This is a genomic window from Pseudomonas sp. UBA6323 (genome assembly GCF_002439135.1).
Taxonomy (GTDB): domain Bacteria; phylum Pseudomonadota; class Gammaproteobacteria; order Pseudomonadales; family Pseudomonadaceae; genus Aquipseudomonas.
Genome location: NZ_DJSX01000075.1, coordinates 121,079 through 146,080, shown reverse-complemented (window position 1 = coordinate 146,080; position 25,002 = coordinate 121,079). Strand labels below are relative to the sequence as shown.

Annotated in this window: 22 protein-coding genes; 7 read left to right on the top strand and 15 right to left on the bottom strand. The window is 65.7% G+C overall.

Annotation, left to right across the window (positions count from 1 at the left end; all coding sequences use genetic code 11):
* The 3 genes from B3P22_RS18365 to B3P22_RS18355 all read right to left on the bottom strand — a co-directional run.
* A partial coding sequence (locus tag B3P22_RS18365; protein ID WP_296271970.1) for a 2Fe-2S iron-sulfur cluster-binding protein occupies positions 1-946 on the bottom strand: 946 nt, incomplete at its 3' end.
* 15 nt (positions 947-961) lie between these two features.
* On the bottom strand, positions 962-2,533 hold the full coding sequence (locus tag B3P22_RS18360) for a formate dehydrogenase beta subunit (protein ID WP_296271969.1): 1,572 nt from the start codon (positions 2,531-2,533) through the stop codon (positions 962-964).
* The gene (locus B3P22_RS18355) at positions 2,530-3,024 is read right to left on the bottom strand and encodes a formate dehydrogenase subunit gamma (protein ID WP_275545593.1); all 495 of its coding nucleotides are present in this window, start codon (positions 3,022-3,024) and stop codon (positions 2,530-2,532) included. Before B3P22_RS18355 ends, B3P22_RS18360 begins: the two co-directional genes overlap by 4 nt.
* 198 nt (positions 3,025-3,222) lie before the next feature.
* On the opposite strand from B3P22_RS18355, the gene B3P22_RS18350 reads away from it, so the two are divergent.
* Positions 3,223-4,311, top strand: coding sequence for a substrate-binding domain-containing protein (locus B3P22_RS18350; RefSeq protein ID WP_275545594.1), 1,089 nt, complete (start codon positions 3,223-3,225; stop codon positions 4,309-4,311).
* A gap of 104 nt (positions 4,312-4,415) precedes the next feature.
* On the top strand, positions 4,416-4,859 hold the full coding sequence (locus B3P22_RS18345) for a YMGG-like glycine zipper-containing protein (RefSeq protein ID WP_197858076.1): 444 nt from the start codon (positions 4,416-4,418) through the stop codon (positions 4,857-4,859).
* Here B3P22_RS18345 and B3P22_RS18340 read toward each other — a convergent pair.
* The 6 genes from B3P22_RS18340 to B3P22_RS18315 all read right to left on the bottom strand — a co-directional run bounded on the left by B3P22_RS18340 (position 4,853) and on the right by B3P22_RS18315 (position 11,683).
* A complete protein-coding gene (locus B3P22_RS18340; RefSeq protein WP_275545596.1) occupies positions 4,853-5,608 on the bottom strand; it encodes a DUF4824 family protein in 756 nt (251 codons plus the stop codon). The two genes, B3P22_RS18345 and B3P22_RS18340, sit on opposite strands and share 7 nt — an antisense overlap.
* Complete coding sequence (locus B3P22_RS18335; RefSeq protein WP_296271968.1) at positions 5,605-6,660, bottom strand: DUF2157 domain-containing protein; 1,056 nt, start codon at positions 6,658-6,660, stop codon at positions 5,605-5,607. The genes B3P22_RS18340 and B3P22_RS18335 overlap by 4 nt, the downstream gene beginning before the upstream one ends.
* 42 nt (positions 6,661-6,702) lie before the next feature.
* Positions 6,703-7,137 (bottom strand): acyl-CoA thioesterase, encoded by a 435-nt coding sequence (locus B3P22_RS18330; RefSeq protein WP_296271967.1) that lies wholly within the window; start codon positions 7,135-7,137, stop codon positions 6,703-6,705.
* Positions 7,138-7,222: 85 nt separating this feature from the next.
* Positions 7,223-8,386 carry an iron-containing alcohol dehydrogenase gene (locus B3P22_RS18325; RefSeq protein ID WP_296271966.1) on the bottom strand — a complete coding sequence of 388 codons (1,164 nt, stop codon included), beginning with the start codon at positions 8,384-8,386 and terminating at the stop codon, positions 7,223-7,225.
* Between the two features lie 268 nt (positions 8,387-8,654).
* Positions 8,655-10,445 carry an acyl-CoA dehydrogenase C-terminal domain-containing protein gene (locus B3P22_RS18320; protein WP_296271965.1) on the bottom strand — a complete coding sequence of 597 codons (1,791 nt, stop codon included), beginning with the start codon at positions 10,443-10,445 and terminating at the stop codon, positions 8,655-8,657.
* On the bottom strand, positions 10,442-11,683 hold the full coding sequence (locus tag B3P22_RS18315) for a 3-hydroxyacyl-CoA dehydrogenase (protein WP_296271964.1): 1,242 nt from the start codon (positions 11,681-11,683) through the stop codon (positions 10,442-10,444). Before B3P22_RS18315 ends, B3P22_RS18320 begins: the two co-directional genes overlap by 4 nt.
* Positions 11,684-11,924: 241 nt before the next feature.
* On the opposite strand from B3P22_RS18315, the gene B3P22_RS18310 reads away from it, so the two are divergent.
* Complete coding sequence (locus B3P22_RS18310; protein ID WP_296271963.1) at positions 11,925-12,830, top strand: LysR family transcriptional regulator; 906 nt, start codon at positions 11,925-11,927, stop codon at positions 12,828-12,830.
* A gap of 176 nt (positions 12,831-13,006) precedes the next feature.
* On the opposite strand, the gene B3P22_RS18305 is transcribed toward B3P22_RS18310, so the two are convergent.
* The 4 genes from B3P22_RS18305 to B3P22_RS18290 all read right to left on the bottom strand — a co-directional run bounded on the left by B3P22_RS18305 (position 13,007) and on the right by B3P22_RS18290 (position 17,245).
* On the bottom strand, positions 13,007-14,290 hold the full coding sequence (locus B3P22_RS18305) for an NTP/NDP exchange transporter (protein ID WP_197858084.1): 1,284 nt from the start codon (positions 14,288-14,290) through the stop codon (positions 13,007-13,009).
* Position 14,291: 1 nt separating this feature from the next.
* A complete protein-coding gene (locus B3P22_RS18300) occupies positions 14,292-15,212 on the bottom strand; it encodes an aldo/keto reductase (RefSeq protein ID WP_296271962.1) in 921 nt (306 codons plus the stop codon).
* A 233-nt stretch (positions 15,213-15,445) separates the two neighbouring features.
* The gene (locus B3P22_RS18295) at positions 15,446-15,613 is read right to left on the bottom strand and encodes a hypothetical protein (RefSeq protein WP_197858086.1); all 168 of its coding nucleotides are present in this window, start codon (positions 15,611-15,613) and stop codon (positions 15,446-15,448) included.
* 144 nt (positions 15,614-15,757) lie between these two features.
* Positions 15,758-17,245 carry a flavin-containing monooxygenase gene (locus B3P22_RS18290; protein ID WP_296271961.1) on the bottom strand — a complete coding sequence of 496 codons (1,488 nt, stop codon included), beginning with the start codon at positions 17,243-17,245 and terminating at the stop codon, positions 15,758-15,760.
* A gap of 157 nt (positions 17,246-17,402) precedes the next feature.
* Here B3P22_RS18290 and B3P22_RS18285 point away from each other — a divergent pair, with 157 nt between their 5' ends.
* From B3P22_RS18285 to B3P22_RS18270, 4 genes are all read left to right on the top strand, one after another.
* On the top strand, positions 17,403-18,542 hold the full coding sequence (locus B3P22_RS18285; RefSeq protein ID WP_296271960.1) for an MlaE family ABC transporter permease: 1,140 nt from the start codon (positions 17,403-17,405) through the stop codon (positions 18,540-18,542).
* Positions 18,539-19,324 carry an ABC transporter ATP-binding protein gene (locus tag B3P22_RS18280; protein WP_296271959.1) on the top strand — a complete coding sequence of 262 codons (786 nt, stop codon included), beginning with the start codon at positions 18,539-18,541 and terminating at the stop codon, positions 19,322-19,324. The genes B3P22_RS18285 and B3P22_RS18280 overlap by 4 nt, the downstream gene beginning before the upstream one ends.
* The gene (locus B3P22_RS18275; protein WP_296271958.1) at positions 19,325-20,242 is read left to right on the top strand and encodes an MlaD family protein; all 918 of its coding nucleotides are present in this window, start codon (positions 19,325-19,327) and stop codon (positions 20,240-20,242) included. It abuts the gene before it with no gap.
* A gap of 7 nt (positions 20,243-20,249) precedes the next feature.
* Positions 20,250-20,846 carry an ABC-type transport auxiliary lipoprotein family protein gene (locus B3P22_RS18270; protein ID WP_419096443.1) on the top strand — a complete coding sequence of 199 codons (597 nt, stop codon included), beginning with the start codon at positions 20,250-20,252 and terminating at the stop codon, positions 20,844-20,846.
* A 113-nt stretch (positions 20,847-20,959) separates the two neighbouring features.
* Here B3P22_RS18270 and B3P22_RS18265 read toward each other — a convergent pair whose 3' ends face one another.
* Both B3P22_RS18265 and B3P22_RS18260 read right to left on the bottom strand, forming a co-directional pair.
* On the bottom strand, positions 20,960-22,882 hold the full coding sequence (locus tag B3P22_RS18265) for a RecQ family ATP-dependent DNA helicase (RefSeq protein ID WP_296271956.1): 1,923 nt from the start codon (positions 22,880-22,882) through the stop codon (positions 20,960-20,962).
* A 527-nt stretch (positions 22,883-23,409) separates the two neighbouring features.
* A complete protein-coding gene (locus B3P22_RS18260; protein WP_296271955.1) occupies positions 23,410-24,951 on the bottom strand; it encodes a phosphoenolpyruvate carboxykinase in 1,542 nt (513 codons plus the stop codon).
* Positions 24,952-25,002 lie beyond the last annotated feature (51 nt).

Sequence of the window (25,002 nt, the reverse complement as noted above, 5' to 3'; positions counted from 1 at the left end):
CGATGGCCTCGTCCCAGCTCACCGAGCGCCACGGCTCATGGATGCTGTCGCGGATCATCGGCGTCTTGATGCGGTCCGGGTGGGTCGCGTAGCCCCAGGCGAAGCGGCCCTTGACGCAGGCGTGGCCGTGGTTGGCGTGGCCGTTCTTGTTCGGCACCATGCGCACCACGGTGTTGCCCTTGACCTCGGCGTTGAACGAGCAGCCAACGCCGCAGTAGGCACAGGTAGTGGTGACGCTGCGCTCGGCCTGGCCCAGCTCGATCACCGACTTTTCCATCAGCGTGGCGGTCGGGCAGGCGTTGACGCAGGCGCCGCAGGACACGCACTCGGAGTCGAGGAAATCCTCGGTCTGGCCGGCGGCCACGCGCGAATCGAAGCCGCGGCCGTCGATGGTCAGGGCGAAGGTGCCCTGCACTTCCTCACAGGCGCGCACGCAGCGGTTGCAGACGATGCACTTGGACGGGTCGTAGCTGAAATAGGGGTTGGATTCGTCCTTGGCCTCGGCCACGTGAGTCTTCACCGGGTCGTAGCGCACCTCGCGCAGGCCGACCACACCGGCCATGTCCTGCAGCTCGCAGTTACCGTTGGCCGAGCAGGTCAGGCAGTCCAGCGGGTGGTCGGAGATGTACAGCTCCATGGTGCCGCGACGCAGTTCGGCCAGTTTCGGGCTCTGCGTGCGCACCACCATGCCCGGTTCCACCGGGGTGGTGCAGGACGCCGGGAAGCCGCGGCGGCCTTCGATTTCCACCATGCACAGGCGGCACGAGCCGAACGGCTCCAGGCTGTCGCTGGCGCACAGCTTGGGCACGGCGATGCCGGCCTCCTGAGCCGCGCGCATCAGCGAGGTGCCGGCCGGCACGGTGATGGCGTTGCCGTCGATTTCCAGGGTTACCGGAGCACCGCTGCGAGCAGGAGTGCCATAGTCGAGTTCACGATACAGGGCCATGGGGACGCCTCCGGATCAGCGGGCTTCGGCGCTGTCTTGCGACACGCCGAAGTCCTCGGGAAAGTGGTTGATGGCGCTCAGCACCGGATAGGGTGTCATGCCGCCAAGGGCGCAGAGCGAGGCGCCAAGCATGGTGTCGCAGAGGCTCTTGAGCAGTTCGATGCGCCCTGGTTGCGGCCCTTCGGAACGGGCCACGATGATCTGCGACAGCAGCTCCTCGCCGCGGGTCGAGCCGATCCGGCAGGGCGTGCACTTGCCGCAGGATTCCACCGCGCAGAACTCCATGGCATAGCGCGCCATGTCGGCCATGTCGACGGTGTCGTCGAATACCACGATGCCGCCGTGGCCGAGCACCGCACCAAGAGCAGCGAACGACTCGTAATCCAGCGGCGTGTCGAACTGCGACTCGGGCAGGTAGGCGCCGAGCGGGCCGCCGACCTGCACCGCACGGATTGGTCGGCCGCTGGCCGAGCCGCCGCCGTATTCATACAGCAGCTCGCGCAGGGTGATGCCGAAGGCCTTCTCGATCAGACCGCCACGGGCGATGTTGCCGGTCAGCTGGATCGGTAGGGTGCCGAGCGAGCGGCCCATGCCGTAATCCTTGTAATAGGCGCCGCCCTTGTCGAGGATGATCGGCACCGACGCCAGGGAGATCACGTTGTTGATCACCGTCGGCTTGCCGAACAGGCCCTCGATGGCCGGCAGCGGCGGCTTCGGCCGCACGGTGCCGCGCTTGCCCTCGACACTCTCGAGCAGCGCGGTTTCCTCACCGCAGATATAGGCGCCAGCGCCGCGGCGCAGCTCCAGGTGGAAGGCCTTGCCACTGCCGAGCACGTCGTCGCCCAGGTAGCCGGCGGCCGTGGCGCGGGCGATGGTTTCGAGCAGCACCGCCTCGGCGTGCGGGTACTCCGAACGCAGGTAGATATAGCCGCGCGTAGCTCCCACTGCGAGACCGGCGATGGTCATGCCCTCGATCAGCACGTAGGGGTCGTCTTCCATCACCATGCGGTCGGAGAAGGTGCCGGAGTCGCCTTCGTCGGCGTTGCAGACGATGTACTTCTGCTCGGCCTGGCAACCGAGCACGGTGCGCCACTTGATGCCGGTGGGGAACGCCGCGCCGCCACGGCCACGCAGGCCGGATTCGGTGACCTCGGCGACGATCGCCTCGGGCGTCATGCCGAGGGCGCGTTTGAGGCCGCGATAGCCGTCGTGGGCGATGTAGTCCTCCAGCGACAGCGGGTCGGTGATGCCGGCACGGGCGAAGGTCAGGCGCTCCTGGCGCTTGAGGTATTCGATTTCATCGGTCAGGCCGTGGCCCAGCGCATGTGCCTTGCCCTCGAGGAAACCAGCGTCGAACAGGCCGGCGACGTCGCGTGCCTTGACCGGCCCATAGGCGACACGACCGGCCGGCGTGGCGACCTCGACCAGCGGCTCGAGCCAGATCAGCCCGCGAGAGCCGTTACGCACCAGCTTCACTTCGATACCGCGCGCCGCAGCCTCGGCGACGATGGCGCGGGCCACCTTGTCGGCGCCCAGGCTGAGCGCGGTGGCATCGCGCGGGACGAAAACGGTAATGGACTCGCTCATACCTGGGTCTCCTGTTCCGCCAGCAGCGCCAGCACTTCATCGGCGTCGACACGACCGTGCAGTTCGCCATTGAGCATCATGCTCGGTGCGCAGGCGCAGTTACCCAGGCAGTACACCGGCTCGAAACTGAGGCTGCCGTCCTCGCGGGTCTCGCCCAGCGGCAGGCCGAGCTTGTTTTCCAGCGCAGCGGTCAGCGCCTTGACCCCCATCGACTGGCAAGCCTCGGCCTGACACAGCTTGAGCACCTGGCGACCGGGCGGCGTGGCGCGAAAATCGTGATAGAAACTGACCACCCCGTGCACCTCGGCGCGCGACAGGCAGAGGTCCTCGGCGATCAACGGCAACAGCTCGGGCGGTACGGCACCGAGCCGGTCCTGAATGTCGTGGAGGATGGGTAGCAAGGCGCCGGGCTGGCCGCGGTGGGCGGCGAGCACCTCACGGGCGACGGCCTCGCACTGCTCGGGGGCGAAGCGCTGGGGAAGAAGGGCCATGTTCGATGCTCCAGCCGGCGGCTATACCGGTACTGTCAGGAGATAACCCGGCCAGTCACGGCTGCCGGTCGGCTTATCCCAGGCGCAGCCGCAAGGCTCGCCACATATGAAGTAAAGTTCTTATACTGGGTCACAAAGCGCCCATGTGCCGCAAATTAACATGGGGAATCGGCCGAACAAATATGAAGTACTGAGCATATGATCCGTATCGATATTCAACCGCGTTGGCGCTTTCACCAACGCGACGGCAGTAGCCTCGACCCGCAGGGTCTGGAGTTGCTGCAGGCCGTACACGACACCGGCAAGCTGACCGAGGCCGCTGCCCGCGTCGGCTATTCCTACCGCCACGCCTGGAACCTGCTGGGCAAGTGGCAGGCGTTCTTCGGCAGCCCGCTGATCGAGCTGGAGCGCGGCAAGGGGGCGCGGCTGGCACCGCTGGGAGAAAAATTGCTGTGGGCCGACCAGCGCATCCGCGCACGCCTTTCGCCGCAACTGGACAACCTGGCCGGCGAGCTGGAGCTGGAGCTGAACCGGGTGCTGCAGGCCAGCAACCCGGGCCTGCGCATCCATGCCAGCCACGGTTTCGCCGTCGCGGCGCTGCGCGAGTGGCTGGAGCGCGACCCAGGCTGGCAGTGGGACGTGCAGTTTCGCAGCGGCAGCGAGGCGATGATCGCCCTGCAGCGCCACGACTGCGAGGTGGCCGGCTTGCATGTGCCGGCCGGACCGCTCGGCACGTTGAGCATGAACCGCATCCAGCCCTGGCTGCGCCCCGATCAACGGGTGATAACCTTCGTCGTGCGCACCCAGGGCTTGATGCTCGCCCCCGGCAACCCGCACGGCGTGCAAGGCCTGGCGGATCTGGCCGGCGGCACGCTGCGCTTCGTCAATCGCGAGCACGGTTCGGGGACACGCCTGCTGCTGCAGGACCTGCTGCAGCGCGAGAGCCTGGACAGCACTGCCATCAAGGGTTTCCACAACGAGGAGTTCACCCACGCAGCCGTAGCGGCCTATGTCGCCAGCGGCATGGCCGATGTCGGCTTCGGTGTAGAAGCGGCGGCGCGCCAGTTCGGCCTGGACTTCATCCCCATGGCACGTGAGCACTATTGCCTGCTGTGCCGCGAAGACAGCCTCGAGCTGCCAGCGATGACCGCGCTGTTGCGGGTGCTGCAGAACCCGGAGTTCCAAGCGCGTATCGCTCAGTTGCCCGGCTACGCCCTGAGCCGCCCCGGCGAGGTACTGCCCCTGGCCCAGGCGCTGGAGCAATGGGGGCGCGAGAGCGTGCTATAAGCCCTCCGCCGAGCGCCTGCCGACGGAAGGCGGGAACCACGGGCGAGCCGCTTCGGTCAATGGAGCAGTTCCCGCCGCAAAGCGGCTCCGTGATCGAGAAGTCTATGAAATCTCTACAATTGCTCTTCCTTTCTCTTGGCCTGACCAGCGGCGGTTTCGCCTTTGCCGGCAATACCGAAGCGGGTTTGGGCGGCGCCCTCGGCGGCGCGGTGGGCGCAATGGTTGGTGGGCAGGTTGGTGGTAGCACTGGCGCAGCGGTCGGCGCCGGTCTCGGCGGTGCGGCCGGCAGCATGGTCGGTGCTGATCGTCGCAGCCGTACCGAAGCGGCCATTGGCGGCGCGCTAGGCGCGGCAGGCGGCAACGTTGTCGGTCAGCAGGTCGGCGGCAGCACCGGCGGGGTGGTTGGCGCAGCGGTAGGTGGCGGCGCCGGTGGCGCGCTGGGCAACTACATGGGCAATGCCAGCTACGACGATGACCGTCGCGACAAGCGTCGCCACTACCACGGCAAGAAGCACAAGAAGCACCACAAGCACTGGCGCCGTCACTGATCGACGCTAATCAACCAAGGCTCATGGCGCTGGCCGAAGGCGACTTCGACCTGCACCTTGGGCCTTTTTTCGTCGTAGCGGTATTGCCGCCATTGGCCGAAGGCCTCCCGGTAGCGTCTGGGCACGCTGATGCGATCCCCTTCCAGCGCAACGCTGGCACTGTAGTGGGGCGTGTCGCCGTAGCGATAGGGCGTCAGGCGGCCGGCCAGGATGACCTGGGCCTGACGATCCGGCCAGGCTTTACGTAGAGCCCCGGCATCAAGGCCGGCGTCCACCAGCAACAGACGCGTGGCCTGCTCTTGCTCATGCCGCAGCTCAAGCTGGCGCTGATCGCGCTGCTGGCGCAAGGTCTCGTCTTGCGGTATTGCAGCGAGCGCCGTCTGCGCACTGGCCAACGCGGCCTTGGCGCGCTCGACCTGCTTTCGATAGCTAGGCCCGTCCAGTTCCAGCACCAACCACAGCGGGCGCTCCGCACTGCGGCCCAGGTCGTTCGGCGCAAAGCCAAGCTCCCGCAGCTTGGCTTCGTCCAGCCAGGACCAGTCGGCATCCGCCTGGCGCCAGGCCAGTTGCAGACGCAGACCGCTGTTTTCCTCGCCGCGCAGCCAGCTGTCGTAGGGCAGCTGAATTTCCCGTTCGCTCAATTGCAGTTGCGCCTGCGGCTCACCGCTGCGGTTGTACCAGACGCCCGCAAGGGCCACGGCATTGCTCGTCAGGATCAGCCCGAGACCGAGCCAAAGTGCATGGTTCATGCCGCACCTCCACGGCGCCAGCGCTGCAGCATGACCAGCAACAACAGCGCGATCAGCCCGAGCAGGAGGAAGAACAGGTAGCGCGGCAGCAGCGCCCACCACCAGTCGAACAGCTTGCTGAACAGCAGCACCAGAGCGAAGCCCAGCCCGGTATTGACCACCTCGGCCCAACCGCGGCGTACGCCCAGCCAGATCACCAGCCCCGCGAGGACGAAGCCCAGCGTCTGGTAGAAGGCCTCCACCCAGCGCGCCGGCCATTCCAGGTAGCTGCCCTGGCCCCAGTAGCTAAGGATCAGGATCGGCCCGAACAGGTACAGCAAGCCGACCACCCGATAGCAGGCGGTGAAACCAACCCGACGCGTCTGATCGATGAACTGCGGCAGCACAAACAGCAGGGCGGCAGGCAGGAAGTTCTCCGGGTGGTCATCCAGCGACCACCAGTACAAGCCCGTCCAGTCGTTCAACCGCGCAGCGAGGAACAGGCCGAAGCACAGCAACGCGGTGACCAGCAGCAGGCGCTGACGGCATTGGTAGGCCAGCAGCAATGCCAGCGCGCCCCAGGGCAGCAGTGCTTTGTCCGAGGGCGTGATATTGAAGATCTGCCCGAGCATCGACAGGTTGAGCACGAAGCAGACGAATGCCAGCACCGCAGCCAGTTTGGCGTAGTAACCGGAGGCGTCGCGCGCCTGCAGCCAGAAGCACAGCAGCAAGCTGCCCAGCGAGCTGCCGATCAGCACAGCGACCTGCACACCGGCATCGAACAGGCCCCAGAACTGGTAGAAGAGGAAGAACAACCCGGCCGCCAGGGCCAGCGCACCGACCAGCGAGGCCAGGCGCATGCCCAGCGACAGCTGGCGCGCGCGGGCATCGGCGTCGATATCCAGGGTCTGTCGGTAGTGCGCCAGCAACTGCTCGTGATAGGCAGTCAGGCCCCGCTCCTGCTCGGCGCTCAGCTGCAACACCTGTTCGCGGCGCAGCTCGGCCAGTTCGGCACGAAACGCAGCGATGCGCTCGGCACGGCGTTGCGCCTGCTCGCGTTGCAGATCGGTCATGGGCACTTCCTGGCGGCATGAATCGCCACAGCCTAGCACGCCTCAGCCGGCCAGCAGACGCTCCAGCGCCGAGCGCAGCGGCTCGGGAATGCTCACCGGACGATTACTCGCCCGATCGACGAACACATGAACGAAACGCCCGGCGGCGCAGGCCTGCTCTTCGCCGCCGAGGAAGATCGCCAGCTCGTACTGCACCGAACTGTTGCCCAGCTTGCCGACGCGCAGGCCGACTTCGATAGCGTCAGGGAAAGCGATGGAGGCGAAGTAGTCGCAGCTGGAGCTGACCACGAAGCCGACCACTTCGCCGCCATGAATATTCAGCCCGCCCTCGGCGATCAGGTAGGCATTCACCGCGCTGTCGAAGTAGCTGTAGTAGGTCACGTTGTTGACGTGGCCGTAGATGTCATTGTCGTGCCAGCGCGTGGTGATCGGCTGGAAGTGGCGGTAGTCGCCACGCAGGTGTTGGGGTTGGCTCATGATGGTCCTTGGATTGGCGTCGCGGCTAAAGCCCCTCCCACAGGCTGCGGCGCTCTTGTGGGAGGGGCTTTAGCCGCGACCTGAATCAGTAGGCAGCCTGATAGATGGCCAGCGCCTGCTGCTCGTTCATCTCGCGTGGGTTGTTCACCAGCAGGCGCTGCTGCAGCATGGCGTCCGCCGCCAGCGTGGGCAACATGGCCTCGCTCACTCCGGCGTCGCGCAGCCGCGTCGGCAGGCCGCTGCGCTGACTGAACGCTGCCAGCGCCTCGATCAGTTGCTCGGTCTGCGCTGCGGCATTGCCCGCACGCAAACGCTCGCCCAATACCAGCGGCGCCAGCTCGGCGTACAGCGGCGCGGCCACCGGCGCGTTGAACGCCAGCACCTGCGGCAGCACCAGGGCGTTGGACTGCCCGTGGGGAATGTGGAAATGCCCGCCCAGTGGGTAGGCCAGCGCATGCACTGCCGCCACCGGCGCGTTGGCGAAGGCCTGCCCGGCCAGGCAGGCGCCGAGCAGCATGGCCTGACGCGCCTCGCGGTTGCTGCCGTTTTGCACCACCTCATCGAGGTTGGCCGCCAGCAGGCGCAGCGCTTCTCGCGCCAACAGATCGGAAAGCGGGTTCTTCTTCAGCGCGCTGGTGTAGCCCTCAATGGCATGCACCATGGCGTCGATGCCGGTGGCGGCGGTCACCGCCGCCGGCAGCCCAAGGGTCAGGTCGGCATCGAGCAGGGCCAGATCCGGCAGCAGCAGCGGCGAAACCACGCCCATCTTGGTGGTCTCGCCAGTGGTGACGATGGCGATCGGCGTCACCTCGGAGCCGGTGCCGGCGGTAGTCGGCACCTGGATCAGCGGCAAGCGCCGGCCGCGAGCATTGCCTACGCCGTAGATCTCACTCAGGGCCTGGCCGCAGTCGGGATGCGCCAGCAAGGCCACCAGCTTGGCCACGTCCATCGAACTGCCGCCACCGAAACCGACCACCAGCTCCGCCTGCAGCTCGCGGGCCTGGGCCACGGCCGCCAGCACCACGGCCTCGGGCGGGTCGGCCAGCACCTGGTCGAACACCTGCACGCCCATGCCGGCGCGGGCGAAGCCCGGCAGCAGCGGTTCGAGCAGGCCGAGACGGGTAATGCCGGGGTCGGTGACGATCAACACACGCCGGGCGCCGCGCTCGCGGCACAATTCGGCCAGGCGCAGGCTGGCGCCGGATTCGCAGAGGATCTGCGCGGTGGTGGCGAAGCTGAAGGGATGCATGCTGTGCTCCTCTTGTTGTAATGCCGGATGCAATCCGGGTCGGTCAGGCAAATTTCCCCGGATTACATCCGGGCTACGATCCCTCTCCCCAGCCCTCTCCCATAAATGGGAGAGGGAGCGGTCCGAGGTAGACCTGAATAAGGCGTTATACCTCCCCTCTCCCGCTTGCGGGGCGTGAGCGGAAAGAGCGAAACACCGCTTCGCCCGCTGGTGCGCCCTGAGCTCTGCGAAGGGCAGGGGCGCAAAGCGGGGGCTGGGGGATAGGGTTCTAAAAGGCGAAACTGCCCTCGTCCATGGCCATCAAACAATCCGCGCCGCCCAGCAGGGCTTCGCGGTGTGCACTGGCGCGCGGCAATACGCGGCGCAGGTAGAACTCCGCGCTGTGCAGCTTGGCCTGGTAGAACGCGGCCTCGCCGCTGCCGGCTTCCAGCGCATCCTGCGCCCGCGCCGCGGCCTGCAACCAGAAGCCGGCGAGCAGCAGATAGGCCGAGTACTGGAGGAAATCCACCGAGGTCGCACCGATCTCCTGCGGATCGCGCTGGCAGGCGGCAATCACTTCCGCGCTTAGCTCGCGCCATTCGCCCAGGCGGGCCTGCACGACGGCCGCCATGTCCTTCAGCGCCGGTCGCGTGGCCTGGGCATCGCACAGCGCACTGAACTCAGCCTGCAGCGCAGACAGTTCGGCGCCGCCGTCGCCGAGCAGCTTGCGACGGATATAGTCCAGCGCCTGGATACCGTTGGTGCCCTCGTAGAGCTGGGTGATGCGACTGTCGCGCATCAGCTGCTCCATGCCCCATTCGCGGATGAAACCGTGCCCGCCGTAGACCTGCACGCCATGGCTGGCCACTTCCTGGCCCATGTCGGTGAAGAACGCCTTGACGATGGGAATCAGCAGCGCCGCGCGCTTGCCGGCTGCCTTGCGTGCCTCGGCCGACTCCGCGCCGTGCTCCAGATCCAGTTGGCGCGCGGTGTAGGCGGCAAGCATGCGACTGCCTTCCACCAATGTCTTCTGCGTCAGCAGCATGCGTCGCACATCGGGATGCACGATGATCGGGTCCGCTGGTTTGTCCGCTGCCTGCACGCCAGTCAGGCCACGCGACTGCAAACGCTCACGGGCATAACGCAGCGCGCCCTGGAAGGCCGCCTCGCCGATGCCCAGCCCCTGCAGGCCGACCTGAAAGCGCGCGTCGTTCATCATGGTGAACATGCAGGCCAGGCCCTGATTGGCTTCGCCCACCAGCCAACCGGTGGCGCCGTCGTAATTCATCACACAGGTGGAGGCGCCCTTGATGCCCATCTTGTGCTCGATGGCCCCGCACGACAGGCTGTTGCGTTCGCCCGGCGTGCCATCGGCAGCGGCGATGAACTTCGGCACCAGCAGCAGGCTGATGCCCTTCACGCCCGCTGGGGCATCCGGCAGACGCGCCAGCACCAGATGGACGATGTTCTCGGAGAAATCCTGCTCGCCGCCACTGATGAAGATCTTGCTGCCGCTGACCTTGTAGCTGCCATCGGCCTGCGGTTCGGCGCGGGTGCGCAGCAGCGCCAGGTCGGTGCCCGCCTGCGGCTCGGTCAGGCACATGGTGCCGGTCCACTGGCCGCTGACCAACTTGCTCAGGTACTGCTGCTTGAGCGTTTCGCTGCCGTGCTTGTGCAATGCCAGCACGGCGCCTTCGGTCAGCCCGGAATAGACACGGAAGGACAGCGAGGCGCCCATCAGCATCTCATGAAAGGCGAAGGCCACCAGTTGCGGGAAGCCCTGGCCGCCATATTCCACCGGGCCGGTCATGCTCGCCCAGCCATTATCCACGTATTGCCGGTAGGCCTCGGCAAAGCCCTTGGGCGTACTGACCTGGCCGTTTTCCAGGTGGCAGCCCTCCTCGTCGCTATTGCGATTGAGCGGGGCGACCTCGCCGGCGGCGAAGGCCGCGGCCTCCTCCAGCACGCCGTCGATCAGCTCGCGATCCAGGCCGTTGCCCAGGCGCTCGCAATGGGCGGCTGCATCAAACAGCTCGTGCAGCACGAAGCGCATGTCGCGCAATGGCGCCTGATAAGTCATACCCTGCCCTCCCGTACGTCAGCGAAACGCTTGTTCTGTTCAGCCAGACGCCCGATCAGCGCCGCCGGTTGCCAGTGCGCGCCGAAGCGCTCGGCCAGTTGCAGCAGCCGTTGGCGAATCGCGCCGACACCTTCGCCGTCGGCCCAGGCCATGGGGCCGCCACGCTCGACGGGAAAGCCGTAGCCGTTGAGATAGACCAGATCGATGTCGTGGCTATTGGCGGCGATGTTCTCCTCGAGAATCTTCGCCCCCTCGTTGACCAGTGCCAGCAGGCAGCGCTCGAGAATCTCCTCGTTGCCGATCTCACGGCGGGTGAAGCCGAGGCGCTCCGATTGCATCTGCACCAGCCCGTCGACAACCGGGTCATGCTCGGCCTGTCGACTGCCGGGCGCATAGAGGTAGTAGCCCTTGCCGCTTTTCTGGCCGAAGCGACCGAGCTCGCACAGGCGGTTGTCCACCTGCACCGCCGGATCGTCCTGACCCTCGCCGGCCAGCTCACGGGCGCGCCATTCCAGGTCGATGCCGACCACGTCGTACATGCGGAACGGCCCCATGGCGAAGCCGAAGCTCTGCAGCGCCGCATCCACCTGGTGCGGCCAGGCGCCTTCGAGCAGCAGCATGCGCGCCTCGCGCACGTAGGTGTGCAGCATGCGGTTGCCGATGAAGCCGTGGCAGTTGCCAGCGACCACCGCCACCTTGCCCATGCGCGCGCCCAGTTCCTGGGTAGCTTGCAGCACGGCCGGTGCAGTCTTCGCACCGCGGACGATCTCCAGCAGCTTCATGATGTGCGCCGGGCTGAAGAAGTGCAGGCCCAGCACCGCCTCCGGCCTTGAGGTGACGGCCGCGATGGCGTCGATATCCAGCGCCGAGGTGTTGCTGGCGAGGATGGCGCCAGGCTTCATCACCGCATCCAACTCGCGGAAGATGTTTTGCTTGAGCTCGAGGTTCTCGTACACCGCCTCGATCACCAGATCGGCATCGGCCAGCGCCGCATAGCCGTCCACCGCCTCGATACGCGCACGTCGCGCTGCGGCTTCGGCCTCATCGATACGGCCCTTGGCGACGTTCTGCGCCCAGGTTTCCTCGGCCATCGCCAGGCCCTGTTCGACCATCTGCGGGTTGTTGTCCAGCCACAGCACCTGCAGGCCGGCATTGGCCAGGCTGATGACGATACCGCGGCCCATGGTGCCGGCACCGATCACGGCGGCACAGCGAAGCGGCGAGACGACTTTGCTCATTTTTGTTCCTCTCGTGCACAAACAGGCTGGGCGCCCTTAAAAACTACCTGCGTTGTCATCGCTGCGTTAAAAACAGGCTCAAAATGCTCATTTACAACCCGTAAACTCCGCTTTTTCGCCTGTTTTCGCCTTGCGCTGACTGCCTCGCCTACGTTTTTAAAGGCACCCAGAAGCTTGGGTCACGATAAGCAAGACGTTACTATTTTTGAAATTTAGTCTTGTGATACGACATATTCAGTAGATGAATTTCAGCAATTTCGACCTCAACTTGCTGCGCGTACTCGATGCCCTGCTGCGCGAACAGAACGTCTCGCGCGCTGCCGAGCGCCTCGCGCTGAGCCAGCCGGCGGTGAGCAATGCACTCAATCGCCTGCGCGAACTGCTCGGCGATCCGCTGCTGGTGCGCGTGGGACGGCGCATGCAGCCGACACCGCGTGCGCTGGCCCTGGAGGCGCCGATCCGCAGCGCGCTGCGTCAGCTGGAACAGAGCCTGAGCGCTGGCGAGGCCTTCGAGCCAGGCGAAAGCCGTCAGCGCTTTCGCATCGCCGTCACCGATTACGTCGAGCTGGTGTGCATGCCGCGTCTGCTCGACCGTCTCAGCCATAAGGCGCCGGGCATCGGCATCGATATTCGCCACCTCAGCCCCAGCCTGCCGATGGAGGCGCTGGACAAGGGCGAGCTGGACCTGGTGCTGGGCCGCTTCGACGAGTTGCCGGCGCGTTTCGCACGGCGCCACTGGATGAGCGAGACGCTCAAGCTCGCGGTTCGCTGCGAACATCCGCTGCTGCGCCGGGGCAATCTGGATCTGGACACCTTCCTGCGCCTGCGTCACCTCTGGGTGCATGGCGGGCAGACGCGCGGCATGGTCGACCAGTGGCTGGGCGAACAGGGGCTGTCGCGGCAGATCTTCTACACCACGCCGAACTACCTGCAGGCGGCGCATATCGTCGCCGGCAGCGAGCTGGCGGCGGTGCTGCCCACCGCCCTGGCCCGGCATTTCGCCACGCTGCTGCCACTGCAGTTGTTCGATCTGCCCTTCAGCATCGGGCCTTTCCACCTGGAGGTGGTCAGCCTGGCGCAACGTCAACGCGACACCGCACTGCAATGGCTGGTCGAGGAGATCGTCGCGGTGGTTCACGACGTCTGAACGATACCCGCAGGCCGGATACAATCCGGCAGCGGCGGGTTACACCCGCCCTACCTGCGCTGCGCCGTGCGCACGCCCCGTAGCCCGGATGCAATCCGGGAAAACTTTGCCTGACTATCCAAATCGAATTGCGGCCACGGGCTGCGTAGGGCGGGTGCAACCCGCCAACCCGACGATCACCCTTGCGCCTGCCGATCCGCGCGGCCGCCCAGGTACCAGCCGAGCACGCCCCACAGCGCGGCGCACAGCGCTCCGACCATGGCCACCAGCCAGGCGCCGTGGCCGAGCATGTCCAGCCCGGCCTTGGCCCAGCCGCTGAGGGCATCGCCGCCGCGATAGACCACGGTGTCGAGAAAGTTCTTCGCCTTGTACTTGCTCTCGGCATCGAGCGGGGCGAAGAGCATTTCCCGCCCTGGGCGCACGAAAGCGTATTCGCCAATACGCCGCACGATCATCAGCCCCGCCAGCATGGCGAAGGTTGGCGCCAGCGCCAGGCCGATAAAGCCCAGGCAGACCAGCGCCGGCACCAGCGATAGCAGCACGCGCACGCCGAGCTTCTGCGCCACCCGCCCGGTGATGAACAGCTGCGTCGTCAGGGCGCCGGCCTGCACGACGAAGTCGATGATGCCGAACACCCGCACCTGCGCGGCGCGATCCGGGAACAGCTCGGCAACCAGGCGCGCCTGCTCGAAGTAAAGAAAGGTGCTGACCGAGGTCAGCAGCAGGATGAAGGCACCAATGCCCAACAGATAACGCGAGCCGAGCATGCGCGTCAGGCCGCTGAATGGGTTGCCTGGCACTGGCCTGCGCGGATTCTCATTGGCCACCGCGCCGGGTCGGCCGGCGCCCTGGCGCTCGCGCCAAGCCATCAGGTAGCGCTTGAGCGCCATGGCCGCACCGAGCAGCGCCGCGGCCATCAGCATCAACCCGGACTCGCCCACCACACCGATCAAGGCAGCGCTCAACAGCGGCCCACACAATCCGCCGACGCTGGCGCCCGCGGCGATGAAGGCGAACAGCCGACGCGCCTGGGCGCCGTCGAACACATCGGCCATCAGGCTCCAGGCCACAGAAACAACGAACAGGTTGTAGACCGAGATCCACACGTAGAACACCCGCGCCAGCCAGACGCTGTCATGATCGAGGCGAAACAGCAGAACGAAGGCCAGCAGGTTGAGGCAGAAGAAGCCGTATACCCAGTCGATGAAATGGATGCGCGGGACTTTCGAGTTGAGCCAGGCGAACAGCGGCACCGCCAGCAGCATGACGACGAAGGTGGCGGTGAACAGCCACTGCAGGTTGTGCACCCCACCGGTGATACCCATCGCCTCGCGGATCGGCCGCAGCATGAAGTAACCGGCGAACAGGCAGAAGAACAGAGCGAAGCCGGCCAGCACCGCCGCCAGCTCCTCAGCCTCGGCATTGATTGCCCGCGCCAGGCGCCGCGAGAGCGCCTGCATCTCAGGCGAACAGCTCGATGATGCGCTTGCGCTGCGCCGCGTCAGGCATGCGACCCTGACCGGCAAGAAGGTTTTCAGCCATGTAACGCGGGTTGGAGGTGGCCGGAATCACCGCATTCACTGCTGGATTGGCGAGGATGAACTTGAGCATCAACTGCGCCCAGGAGGTGACATCCAGCTCCACCGCGGCCCAGTCGGGCAGGTTTTGCCCCTTCACCCGGTCGAACAGCGCCGAGCGCTGGAACGGCCGGTTGATCAGCACCGCGATGCCCTTGTCAGCGCAGTAGGGCAGCAACTCGCGTTCGGCGTTGCGCTCGCCGATGGAGTAGTTGAACTGGACGAAATCCACCGGCTCGTTGCGCAGCACCTCGAGCAGGCGCTCATGAGCAGAATCCAGATAATGGGTGACGCCGATGTAGCGCACCCGGCCCTGCTCCTTCAATTCGCGCAACAGGCCGAGCTGGGTGCTGGTGTCCTGCAGGTTGTGCACCTGCATCAGATCGATGGTATCGGTGCGCAGTGCGGCGAAGCTGGCCTCGACCTGACGCTCACCGGCCGCACGCCCGGAAGAGGAAACCTTGCTGGCCAGGAACAGGCGTTTGCGCATGCCGTCCTCGGCGGCCAACGCCCCGCAAACCGCCTCGGCCCGCCCATAGCTGGGCGCGGTATCCACCAGGCTGGCGCCACCATTGACCAGCGTCTGCATGACCTCGCGCAGGGGCTGTAGCGCCTCATCGCTCATCGCCACGTCATGGGTACGCGAGGTGCCTAGGCCGACCACCGGTAGCAGCTCTCCGCTGCTGGGAATCGCCCGACTCTGCAGGGTGCCGGAGGCGAAGGCGGACGATGGCAACCAGGGCATCAGGGCGGCTAGCGCCGTCAGGCTGGCGCTGCCTTGCAGGATTCGACGACGACTGGGCATGGCGTGGCTCCTCTCACAGTGACCGGTTGGTTATAGGCACTGACCACACGCAGACCAAGGCGTTACATCCGTAGCGGGTTCCGGGCGGAGGCGCGATGAGAGGCCGGACTGACGACGACAGCCCGTTTATCACGGGGCGAAGAGAAGAAAATAGGCAAGACGCGGAGGCAATATCCGGTAACCAAAATACCGCTGCGCCAAGCGGGGTTGGGACGCAGCGGTCGGGAAAGCGCTCAGGCTGCGTGCGAGGCAGACTCGCTGATCAGCATGCCGTGGGAGACGAGGTAACAGCGATGGCCGTTCTGCAGCATCAAAGGGCTGCGACTGGAAATGATCCAGCCCTTGTTCAGAAGTTGCTCGATGTGAGCACGCAGTGCGGGTAGATGGCGCTGTTCCTTCATGGCCGACCTCTAGTTGGTGGGGCGCTTGGCGCCTTGTTGTTCTTCCGTGACGCAGCTCGCAAAAGTGTAGTGGCGCTCTGCCAGGAAAGTAAGCGGCGCGATTGTGTAATATTTTGTAGGACATTCGCTATAGGCCGCGACGAATCAGGGCTGCACCAACGCCGCTTGCGGCGCTTGCCGAGGCGCGGAGAAAACCAGATGGTCGTCTTCCAGCTTGCCGTAGCGCAGCAGTGCCAGGTCGAGCAGATAGTTCTGATGCAGCTTCCACGGCACCCGGTCGCCCTGCGCCGGCAACAGGTGCGAGGCCCGCTCGATATAGCCTGACTGCAGGTCGAGGAAGGGCTCCGGGCGGACGCTGCCGGTACTGTCGCACGGAGTCACCTGGCGCATGCCGATGGCGTCCAGATGATTGATCAGGCGGCAGAAGTACTCGCTGGAAAGATCGGCCTTGAGCGTCCAACTGGCGTTGGTGTAGCCCATCACCACCGCCAGGTTGGGCAGGTCGCGCAGCATGATGCCGCGGTAACCCATGCTCTTCGGCGCTTCGAAGGGCACACCATCGACCTGCACGGCGATACCACCGAACAGCTGCAACTGCAGGCCGGTGGCACTGACGATGACATCTGCAGCCAGCTCTTCGCCGCCCTTGAGCCGCACGCCCTGGGCAGTGAAACGCTCGATCTCGGCAGTGACCACCTGCGCCTTGCCCTGGCGCAGCACGCGGAACAGATCGCCATCCGGCACCGCGCAGACGCGCTGGTCCCAGGGCTTGTAGCGGGGGCTGAAGTGGCGCAGGTCGACGCGCTCGCCCAATTGGCGCCGCACCAGCCCAAGGAGTATCCGCCGCACCAGGTTGGGGAAGCGCTTGGCCAGCTTGTAAAAAGCCAGCTGCAAGGTCACGTTGCGCCCGCGCGCCAGGCGATACACCCACGTTTCCGGCAACACCCGGCGCAGCGCATTGGACAGCCCATCACGTTGCGGCAGATTGATCACGTAACTGGGCGAGCGTTGCAGCATGGTCACCTGCGCCGCGCGCTCGGCCAAAGCCGGCACCAGGGTCACCGCCGTGGCGCCGCTGCCGATCACCAGTACGCGTTTGCCGCTGTAGTCGAAGCCTTCGGGCCACAACTGCGGATGGATGAAGGCGCCCTGATAGTCCTCGCGCCCGGCGAACTCGGGGGTGTAGCCGGCCTCGTAGCGGTAGTAGCCGGTGCACATCATCAGGAACTGGCAGCTGATGCGCAGCGGCTCGTCTTCCTCGCCGCGCTGCACCCGCAACCGCCAGGTGGCGCTGGCACTGCACCAATTGGCCTCGAGCACCTTGTGCCGATAGCGAATCGAGCGGTCGATGCCATGTTCGGCCGCGGTTTCCTGAATGTAACGGCGTATCGACGGCCCGTCGGCGATGGCTTGCGGGTCGCTCCAGGGCTTGAAGTTATAGCCGAGGGTGTACATGTCCGAGTCGGAGCGGATGCCCGGATAACGGAACAGATCCCAGGTGCCGCCCATGGCCTCGCGCCCTTCGAGAATGGCGAAACGCTTGGCCGGGCACAGCCGCTTGAGGTGGCAGGCGGCGCCGATACCGGACAGGCCGGCACCGATGATCAGGACATCCAGATGTTCGACGGACATGACTCAGCCTCGCTCGGCTCGGGACAATGAGCATCACCTTAGCCTATGCGGCTGCCATTCGATCTTCGCCGGGGTCAGGCGGCCGATTCGCCGCGCCACTCACATCCCCGAGCGGCATGACTGGCCTGACACGCCCGTGCGGCGCTAAGCTGTGGCGATGACCACACCCTACCTGACCTCGCAGCACACCAGCAGCACGGACGCCGCCAGCGGCCTGCGGCTCGGTGGCGACTGGACGCTGGCCCACTACAGCCAGCTTGAACCCCAGGTGCTGGCGCTGCGCGAACGCCTGCGCGGCGAGGAGAACGTCGACCTCGGCGAACTGACCGCGCTGGATACAGCCGGTGCGGCGCTGCTGGTGCAGCTGTTCGGCAGTGAACGCCTGCATCAGCTCACGCAGCAGGCCGATATCGGCGAGCAACGCCGCGCCTTGCTGCTGACGGTGGCCAACGCCATGGCCGAAAGCGCACAAGCGCAGCCCGCGCCGGAGCCATCCGTACTGCGTGAAGTGCTCGGCCACATCGGCGAAGTCGTCGAGAGCATGTGGCACCAGGGCCGGGCGCTGCTCGGCTTCATGGGCCTGACCCTGGTCAGCATGCTGGCGATCCTGGTGCGCCCCACGCGCTGGCGCCTGACTTCGCTGGCCGCGCATCTGGAACAGTGCGGGCTGAATGCCGTGCCCATCGTCGCCCTGCTGACCTTTCTGGTCGGTGCCGTGGTGGCCTTCCTCGGCGCCACCATCCTCGCCGACTTCGGCGCCACCATCTACACAGTGAACCTGGTGGCCTTTTCCTTCCTGCGCGAATTCGGCGTACTGCTGACCGCGATCCTGATGGCCGGGCGCACCGCCAGCGCCTTCACCGCGCAGATCGGCTCGATGAAGGCCAACGAGGAGATCGACGCCATTCGCACCCTGGGCCTGAGCCCCGTCGAACTGCTGGTGCTGCCGCGCGTGTTCGCCATGCTCATCGCCCTGCCGATCCTGACCTTCATCGCCATGCTCAGCGGCATACTCGGCGGCGGTCTGGTGTGCGCCGTAGCTCTGGATATTCCGACGGCCATGTACCTGTCGATCCTGCAGGACAGCGACCTGCTGCGGCATTTCCTGGTCGGCCTGCTCAAGGCGCCGATTTTCGCTTTCCTGATCGCCCTGATCGGCTGCCTGGAAGGCTTCAAGGTCAGCGGCAGCGCACAATCGGTGGGTGAACACACCACCTCGGCGGTGGTGCAGTCGATCTTCGTGGTCATCCTGCTCGACGCCCTGGCCGCACTGTTCCTGATGGAGATGGGCTGGTGAGCCGGGACAAGATCATCGAGGTACGCGATCTGAGCAACCGCTTCGGCAGCCAGGTAGTACACGAACATCTGGATTTCGACCTGTATCGCGGCGAGATTCTCGGCGTGGTCGGCGGCTCGGGAACCGGCAAGTCGGTGCTGCTGCGCAGCATCGTCGGTTTGCGCTGGCCCAACGCGGGGACCGTGCGGGTGTTCGGCGAGGAGCTGCTGAACCTGCCGGCCGAACGCCGCTCACAGCTGGAGCGGCGCTTCGGCGTGCTCTACCAGCGCGGTGCGCTGTTTTCCTCGCTGACGGTCAGCGAGAACATCGCCCTGCCGTTGATCGAGCATGCCGGCCTGTCGCGCGCCGCGGCCGAGCGCCTGGCGCGGGTCAAGATCGCCCTGGCCGGCCTGCCCCAGGATGCCGGCAGCAAATACCCCAGTTCGCTGTCCGGCGGCATGGTCAAACGAGCTGCGCTGGCCCGCGCCCTGGCGCTCGACCCGGACATTCTGTTCCTCGACGAGCCCACCGCCGGCCTCGACCCAATTGGCGCGGCGGCCTTCGACCAATTGATCCGCACCCTCAGCGACAGCCTGGGTCTGAGTGTATTTCTGGTGACCCACGACCTGGACACGCTCTACAGCATCTGTGATCGCGTCGCGGTGCTGGCGCAGAAAAAGGTGTTGGTGGCCGACCGCCTGGACGTGGTGGCTGCCACCGACGATGCCTGGATCCAGGAATATTTTCACGGCCCGCGCGGACGCGCGGCCGCACAGGCCGCTACGGCGGCAGGGAGTCAATGAATGGAACCCAGAGCCCATCACGTACTGATCGGCCTGTTCACCGTGCTCACGGTCGGCGCTGCGCTGCTGTTCGGCCTGTGGCTGAACAGGGCCGGGGCGGACAGCGCCGTGACTGATTATGAGGTGATCTTCAACGAGGCAGTCACCGGCCTGTCACAGGGCAGCGCGGTACAATACAGCGGCATCAAGATCGGCGATGTGATCAGCCTCGGCCTCGATCCCGATGACCCGCGCACCGTACGCGCACGCATCCGTGTTGTCGGCCAGACACCGATCAAGGAGGATACCCGCGCACGCCTGGCGATCACGGGCATCACCGGCCTCGCGGTCATCCAGCTGCACGGCGGCAGCCCCGAGAGTCCGCCGTTGGAGGGCAAGGATGGCCAGCCCGGGATCATCATCGCCGACCGCTCGCCGCTCTCACGGCTGATGGCCAACGGCGAGGACCTGGTCAGCAACATCACCCGCCTGCTCAACCGCGCCAACCGCATGCTCTCGCGCGAGAACGCCGAGCGCGTGTCACGCACCCTGGAGAACCTCGAGCAGGTCACCGCCGGCATCGCCGGGCAGCGTGACGAACTCAGCGCCGCACTGCAGCAGGTCGGCGTCGCCACCCAGGAAGCCGCCGAACTGATGCGCACGGCCAATCGCCTGCTCGACGATCAGGGCAGCCAGGTGCTGGAGAACGCCGAGCGCCTGATGGCCTCGCTGGAGCGCAGCAGCCGCAATATCGAGCAATTGCTGCAGAACAACCGCGGCGCGCTGGACAGCGGCATGCAGGGCCTTGGCAATCTGGGCCCGACGATCAGCGAGCTGCGCGAAACCCTCGGCGCCCTGCGCGGTTTCTCTCGCCGCCTTGAGCAGGACCCCAGCGGCTACCTGCTGCGCAGCGACAGCATCAAGGAGTTCCAACCATGAAGCATCNNTGAAGCATCTCACCCTGTTGCTGGCTGCCGCCCTGCTCAGCGCCTGCTCGCTCCTGCCGCAGAGCGAACCGCTGGATATCTACCTGCTGCCGGGCAGCGCGCTGCCGGCCCAGACGCAACGCGTCGACTGGTCATTGCGGGTGAACAGCCCGGTCAGCAGCCAGTTGCTCGACGGCACCCGCATCGTCGTGCTGCCCGAGCCTGGCCTGGTCAACACCTATCAGGGCGTACGCTGGAGCGAGCGCACGCCGCAGCTGCTGCGCAGCCGCCTGCTCGACGCGTTTCAGGATGACGGCCGGATTCAGGCGCTGAGCAACGAGGACCAGCGCCTGCAAGCCGACCTGGAACTGGTCAGCGACCTGCGCAGCTTCCACAGCGAATACCGTGACGGCGTCCCCCACGCGCTGATCCGCCTCGAGGTCAGCCTGGTCGATACGCGCAGCCAGCAGATCATCGCCAGCCGTCGCTTCAGCGCCAGCCAGGCGGCGAGCGATACCGCGATGACTGCGGTGGTGGCGGCGTTCGGCCAGGCCGGCGATCGCCTGGCCCGGGAGTTGGTGGACTGGACGCTGGCCGAAGGGCAGCGCAGCCGCTGATTGACGGGTGGACAAACCTTACTCCGTGGGAGGCGCTTCAGCGGCGACGGCGCGGCGCTGATCGCTACCGCGCGAGCGTCGCAGCAGCCCCTCCCAAAATTTGTGCTCTCTGGCTAAACGCCCTGTAGCCAGTCGCGCACCTCGGCGTAGGGGTAGTCTTCCAGCGCAGCGAAACCGGCCAACTGGCGCGCCTTGAGCTTGGTGAGCAGAGGCGTGGTCACGCCACAGAGAAAACGCGTCAGGCACTCGTGGCTCGGTTCGTGCCCGGCGTACTGCCGATGCTTCTCGATGAAAGCGGCGCACAGCGCCTGTGCATCCCGTCCGCTCAGAGGTGGCAGTTCGGGCGGTTGCGGCAACGTGGCGACCTGTCCGCGGCACACCGAACAATGACCACAACGCTCGGGCGCCTGATCGTCGCCGAAATACAGCGCCAGGCGGCGGCTCAGGCACTCGTTGCTTTCGAACAGCGCGAGCATGGCCTGGATACGGGCAATCTCGCTGGCCTCGTGGGCGCGAAAGTGCGCGTGCAGATCGTTGGCCAGTGTCTCCAGATCAAAACCGCCGTCGAGCACAACATAGACCTCGGTCATCTGTTTGCTTTCCAGCTCCAGCCAGCCCTTTTCCTGAAAGTAATCCAGCGCCTTGACCACGCGCGCGCGCTCGGCGCCGTAGTGCTGGTACAGCGCGTCGAAGTCCAGCGTCGACCAGGTACGCGCCCGTTTTGAGCACGCCAGAATCGCCTCGACGAACTGGCGCCGCTCGCCCTCGAACTGCGCCAGCAAGGCCTCGTCGTCCAGCGACAGCTTGAAGCGATACTCGGCGAAGTAGGCATAGCGCGGCGCGATGATGCCGCGCAACTCCAGCTGCACCAGCAGGGTCTTGAGCGGCAGCGCACGGATATTGCTCTGCTCGGACAGCTGCCCGAGCATCAGCTCCCACTGCCCGCCCGTGCCGACCGCACGCAGGTCGTCGAGCACGACGCGGATGCCGGCGAGTTCCGGGGTATCGCCGTAGACGAAGTTCTCCAGCACGCTGAGGCCGTCGCGGCTGGCCAGCACCAGACAGTCCGAGGCCTGGCCGTCGCGTCCGGCGCGACCGATTTCCTGACTGTAGTTCTCCACCGACTTGGGCAGGTCGAAGTGCACCACGTTGCGGATGTCACGCTTGTCGATGCCCATGCCGAAGGCGATGGTGGCAACGATGCACTCCAGCTCGCCGGCCATGAAGCGGCGCTGGATCGACTCGCGAACCTCATGAGCCATGCCGGCGTGGTATGCGCTGACGGCCAGACCGTCACGCGCCAGGCGCTCGGCGACCTGCTCGGCAGTCTTCTGCTGGGTGACGTAGACGATGCTCGCCTGGCCGCGTCGCGGCGCCAGCCATTGCTGCAGGCGCTGCATCTTGGCGCCGCCAGGCACCGGTTCGACCAGCAGGTTGAGGTTGGGCCGGTAGAAGCCGGTGGTGACCACATCGGCCTCGGCGATGGCGAATTTCTCACGCATGTCGGCGATCACCTTGGGCGTCGCCGTGGCGGTGAGCAGCAGCACCTGATCGATGCCGAACTGGCGTTGATAGTCGGGCAGCTTGAGGTAGTCCGGGCGGAAGTTATGACCCCACTCGGAGATGCAGTGCGCCTCGTCGACCACCAACAGGGAGATCGGCACCTGGGCGATGAAATTGCGAAAGCGCTCGTTCTTCAGGCGCTCCACCGAGATCATCAGGATCTTCAGCTCACCGCTGCGCGCGCGGTTCATGACCTCGGCCGCCTGCTCCCGACTTTGCGCCGAATCAATGCTGGCCGCTGCGATGCCATGGGCATGCAGGAACGCCAGTTGATCCTGCATCAACGCCAGTAGCGGTGAGATCACCAGGGTCAGGTGCGGCAGGTGCAGGGCCGGCAGCTGATAGCACAGCGACTTGCCCGAGCCGGTAGGAAAGATCGCCGCCGCCGAGCGACCGGCGAGCACGGCGCTGATCACCGTTTCCTGGCCGGAGCGCAGCTGATCGAAACCGAAGACGCGTTTGAGGGTGGACATGCGCTGTCACTCCGTTGACCGCCGAATGAGCCCTCACCATAACGGCAAAGTGAGGAAAGTCGTAGCCCGGATGCAGTTCGGGGTTCCTTTCGCATCGGGTGTGCCGAGGCCGGCAGGGGCGGATTTATCCGCGAAAAGGGCGCGCGCCGTGCTCGCAGGAGGATCGCGAATAAATTCGCTCCTACAAGAGCTTCACGCAGCCCGCGCCTAGCCTGTAGGAGCGGATTTATCCGCGAAAGGGCCCGCGCCGTGCTCGCAGGATGATCGCGAATAAATTCGCTCCCACAAGAGCATCACGCAGCCTGCGCCTAGCCTGTAGCAGCGGATTTATCCGCGAAAAGGGCTCACGCCGTACTCGCAGGAGGATCGCGAATAAATTCGCTCCTACAAGAGCGTGACCGCAGTCTCGTAGGGCGGGTGCAACCCGCCGCTCCGGCCATGGCGGGTTTCACCCGCCCTACGCCTGCTCATGGCCCACCAACGACAAAGCCGCCCGAAGGCGGCTTTGTCAGAGAACGCGGCTCAGCTTACAGCTGCGGGCCGGCGTTCTTGATCGCTTCGCTGACATCGAACTTCTGGAAGTTGTCGATGAACAGCTTGGCCAGGCCTTTGGCGGCTTCGTCGTAGGCGTTCTTGTCAGTCCAGGTGTTGCGCGGGTTGAGCAGGTTGGTCTCGACGCCCGGAACGGCCTTCGGCACGTCCAGGTTGATGATCGGCAGGTGCTCGGTCTCGGCACCGATCAGCGCGCCGCTCTGGATGGCAGCGATCACACCACGGGTGGTGGGGATGTTGAAACGCTTGCCGACGCCGTAGCCACCGCCGGTCCAGCCGGTGTTGACCAGGTAGACCTTGGAGCCGAAGGCGTTGATGCGCTTGATCAGCAGCTCGGCGTAGACGCCAGCCGGACGCGGGAAGAACGGCGCGCCGAAGCAGGTGGAGAAGGTCGACTTGATGCCGCCGCCCGAACCCATTTCGGTGGAACCGACCAGCGCGGTGTAGCCGGACAGGAAGTGGTAGGCCGCCTGCTCGTTGTTGAGGATCGACACCGGCGGCAGTACGCCAGTCAGGTCGCAGGTCAGGAAGATAACGGCGTTCGGCTCGCCGCCCAGGTTCTTCTCGCTGCGCTTCTCGACGTACTCCAGCGGGTAGGCCGCGCGGCTGTTCTGGGTCAGGCTGTCGTCGGCGTAATCCGGGGTGCGGGCGTCGTCGAGCACGACGTTCTCCAGCACGGTGCCGAACTGAATGGCTTTCCAGATCACCGGCTCGTTCTTCTCGGACAGGTCGATGCACTTGGCGTAGCAGCCGCCTTCGATGTTGAACACCACGCCTTCGCCCCAACCGTGTTCGTCGTCACCGATCAGGTAACGCGACTCGTCGGCGGACAGGGTAGTCTTGCCGGTGCCGGACAGGCCGAAGAACAGGGTCACGTCGCCTTCTTCGCCGATGTTGGCGGCGCAGTGCATCGGCAGCACGTCTTTTTCCGGCAGCAGGAAGTTCTGCACGGAGAACATGGCCTTCTTCATTTCACCGGCGTAACGCATGCCGGCGATCAGCACTTTCCTGGCAGCGAAGTTGATGATCACGCAGCCATCGGAATTGATGCCGTCACGCTCAGGCACGCACTCGAAGTTGGCGACGTTGAGGATCTGCCACTCGGCCTTGGCCGACGGGTTGTAGACGCTCGGGTTGATGAACAGCTGACGGCCGAACAGGTTCTGCCAGGCGGTGGCAGTGGTCATCTTCACCGGCAGGTAGTGCTCTTCGGCGGAGCCAACATGCACGTGGGAAACGAAGTGTTCCTGGGCATCGTTGAAGGCAGCGACGCGATCCCACAGGGCGTCGAACTTGTCGGCCGGGAACGGACGGTTGATGTTGCCCCAGGCGATCTGCGCCTCGGTGCTCGGCTCCTGAACGATGAAACGATCAGCCGGCGAGCGGCCAGTGCGATGACCGGTGCGTACGACCAGCGCGCCGTTGGCGGCCAGTTCCCCTTCACCGCGGCGAATGGCTTCTTCGACCAGTTGCGCGGCGCTGATGTCGGTGTACACGGCGTTGTTGGCTTGCGTCATGAGGGTCCCCGTCGGCCGCTGGCCGAGTCTTCCGAACGTTGTGTAGTGCAG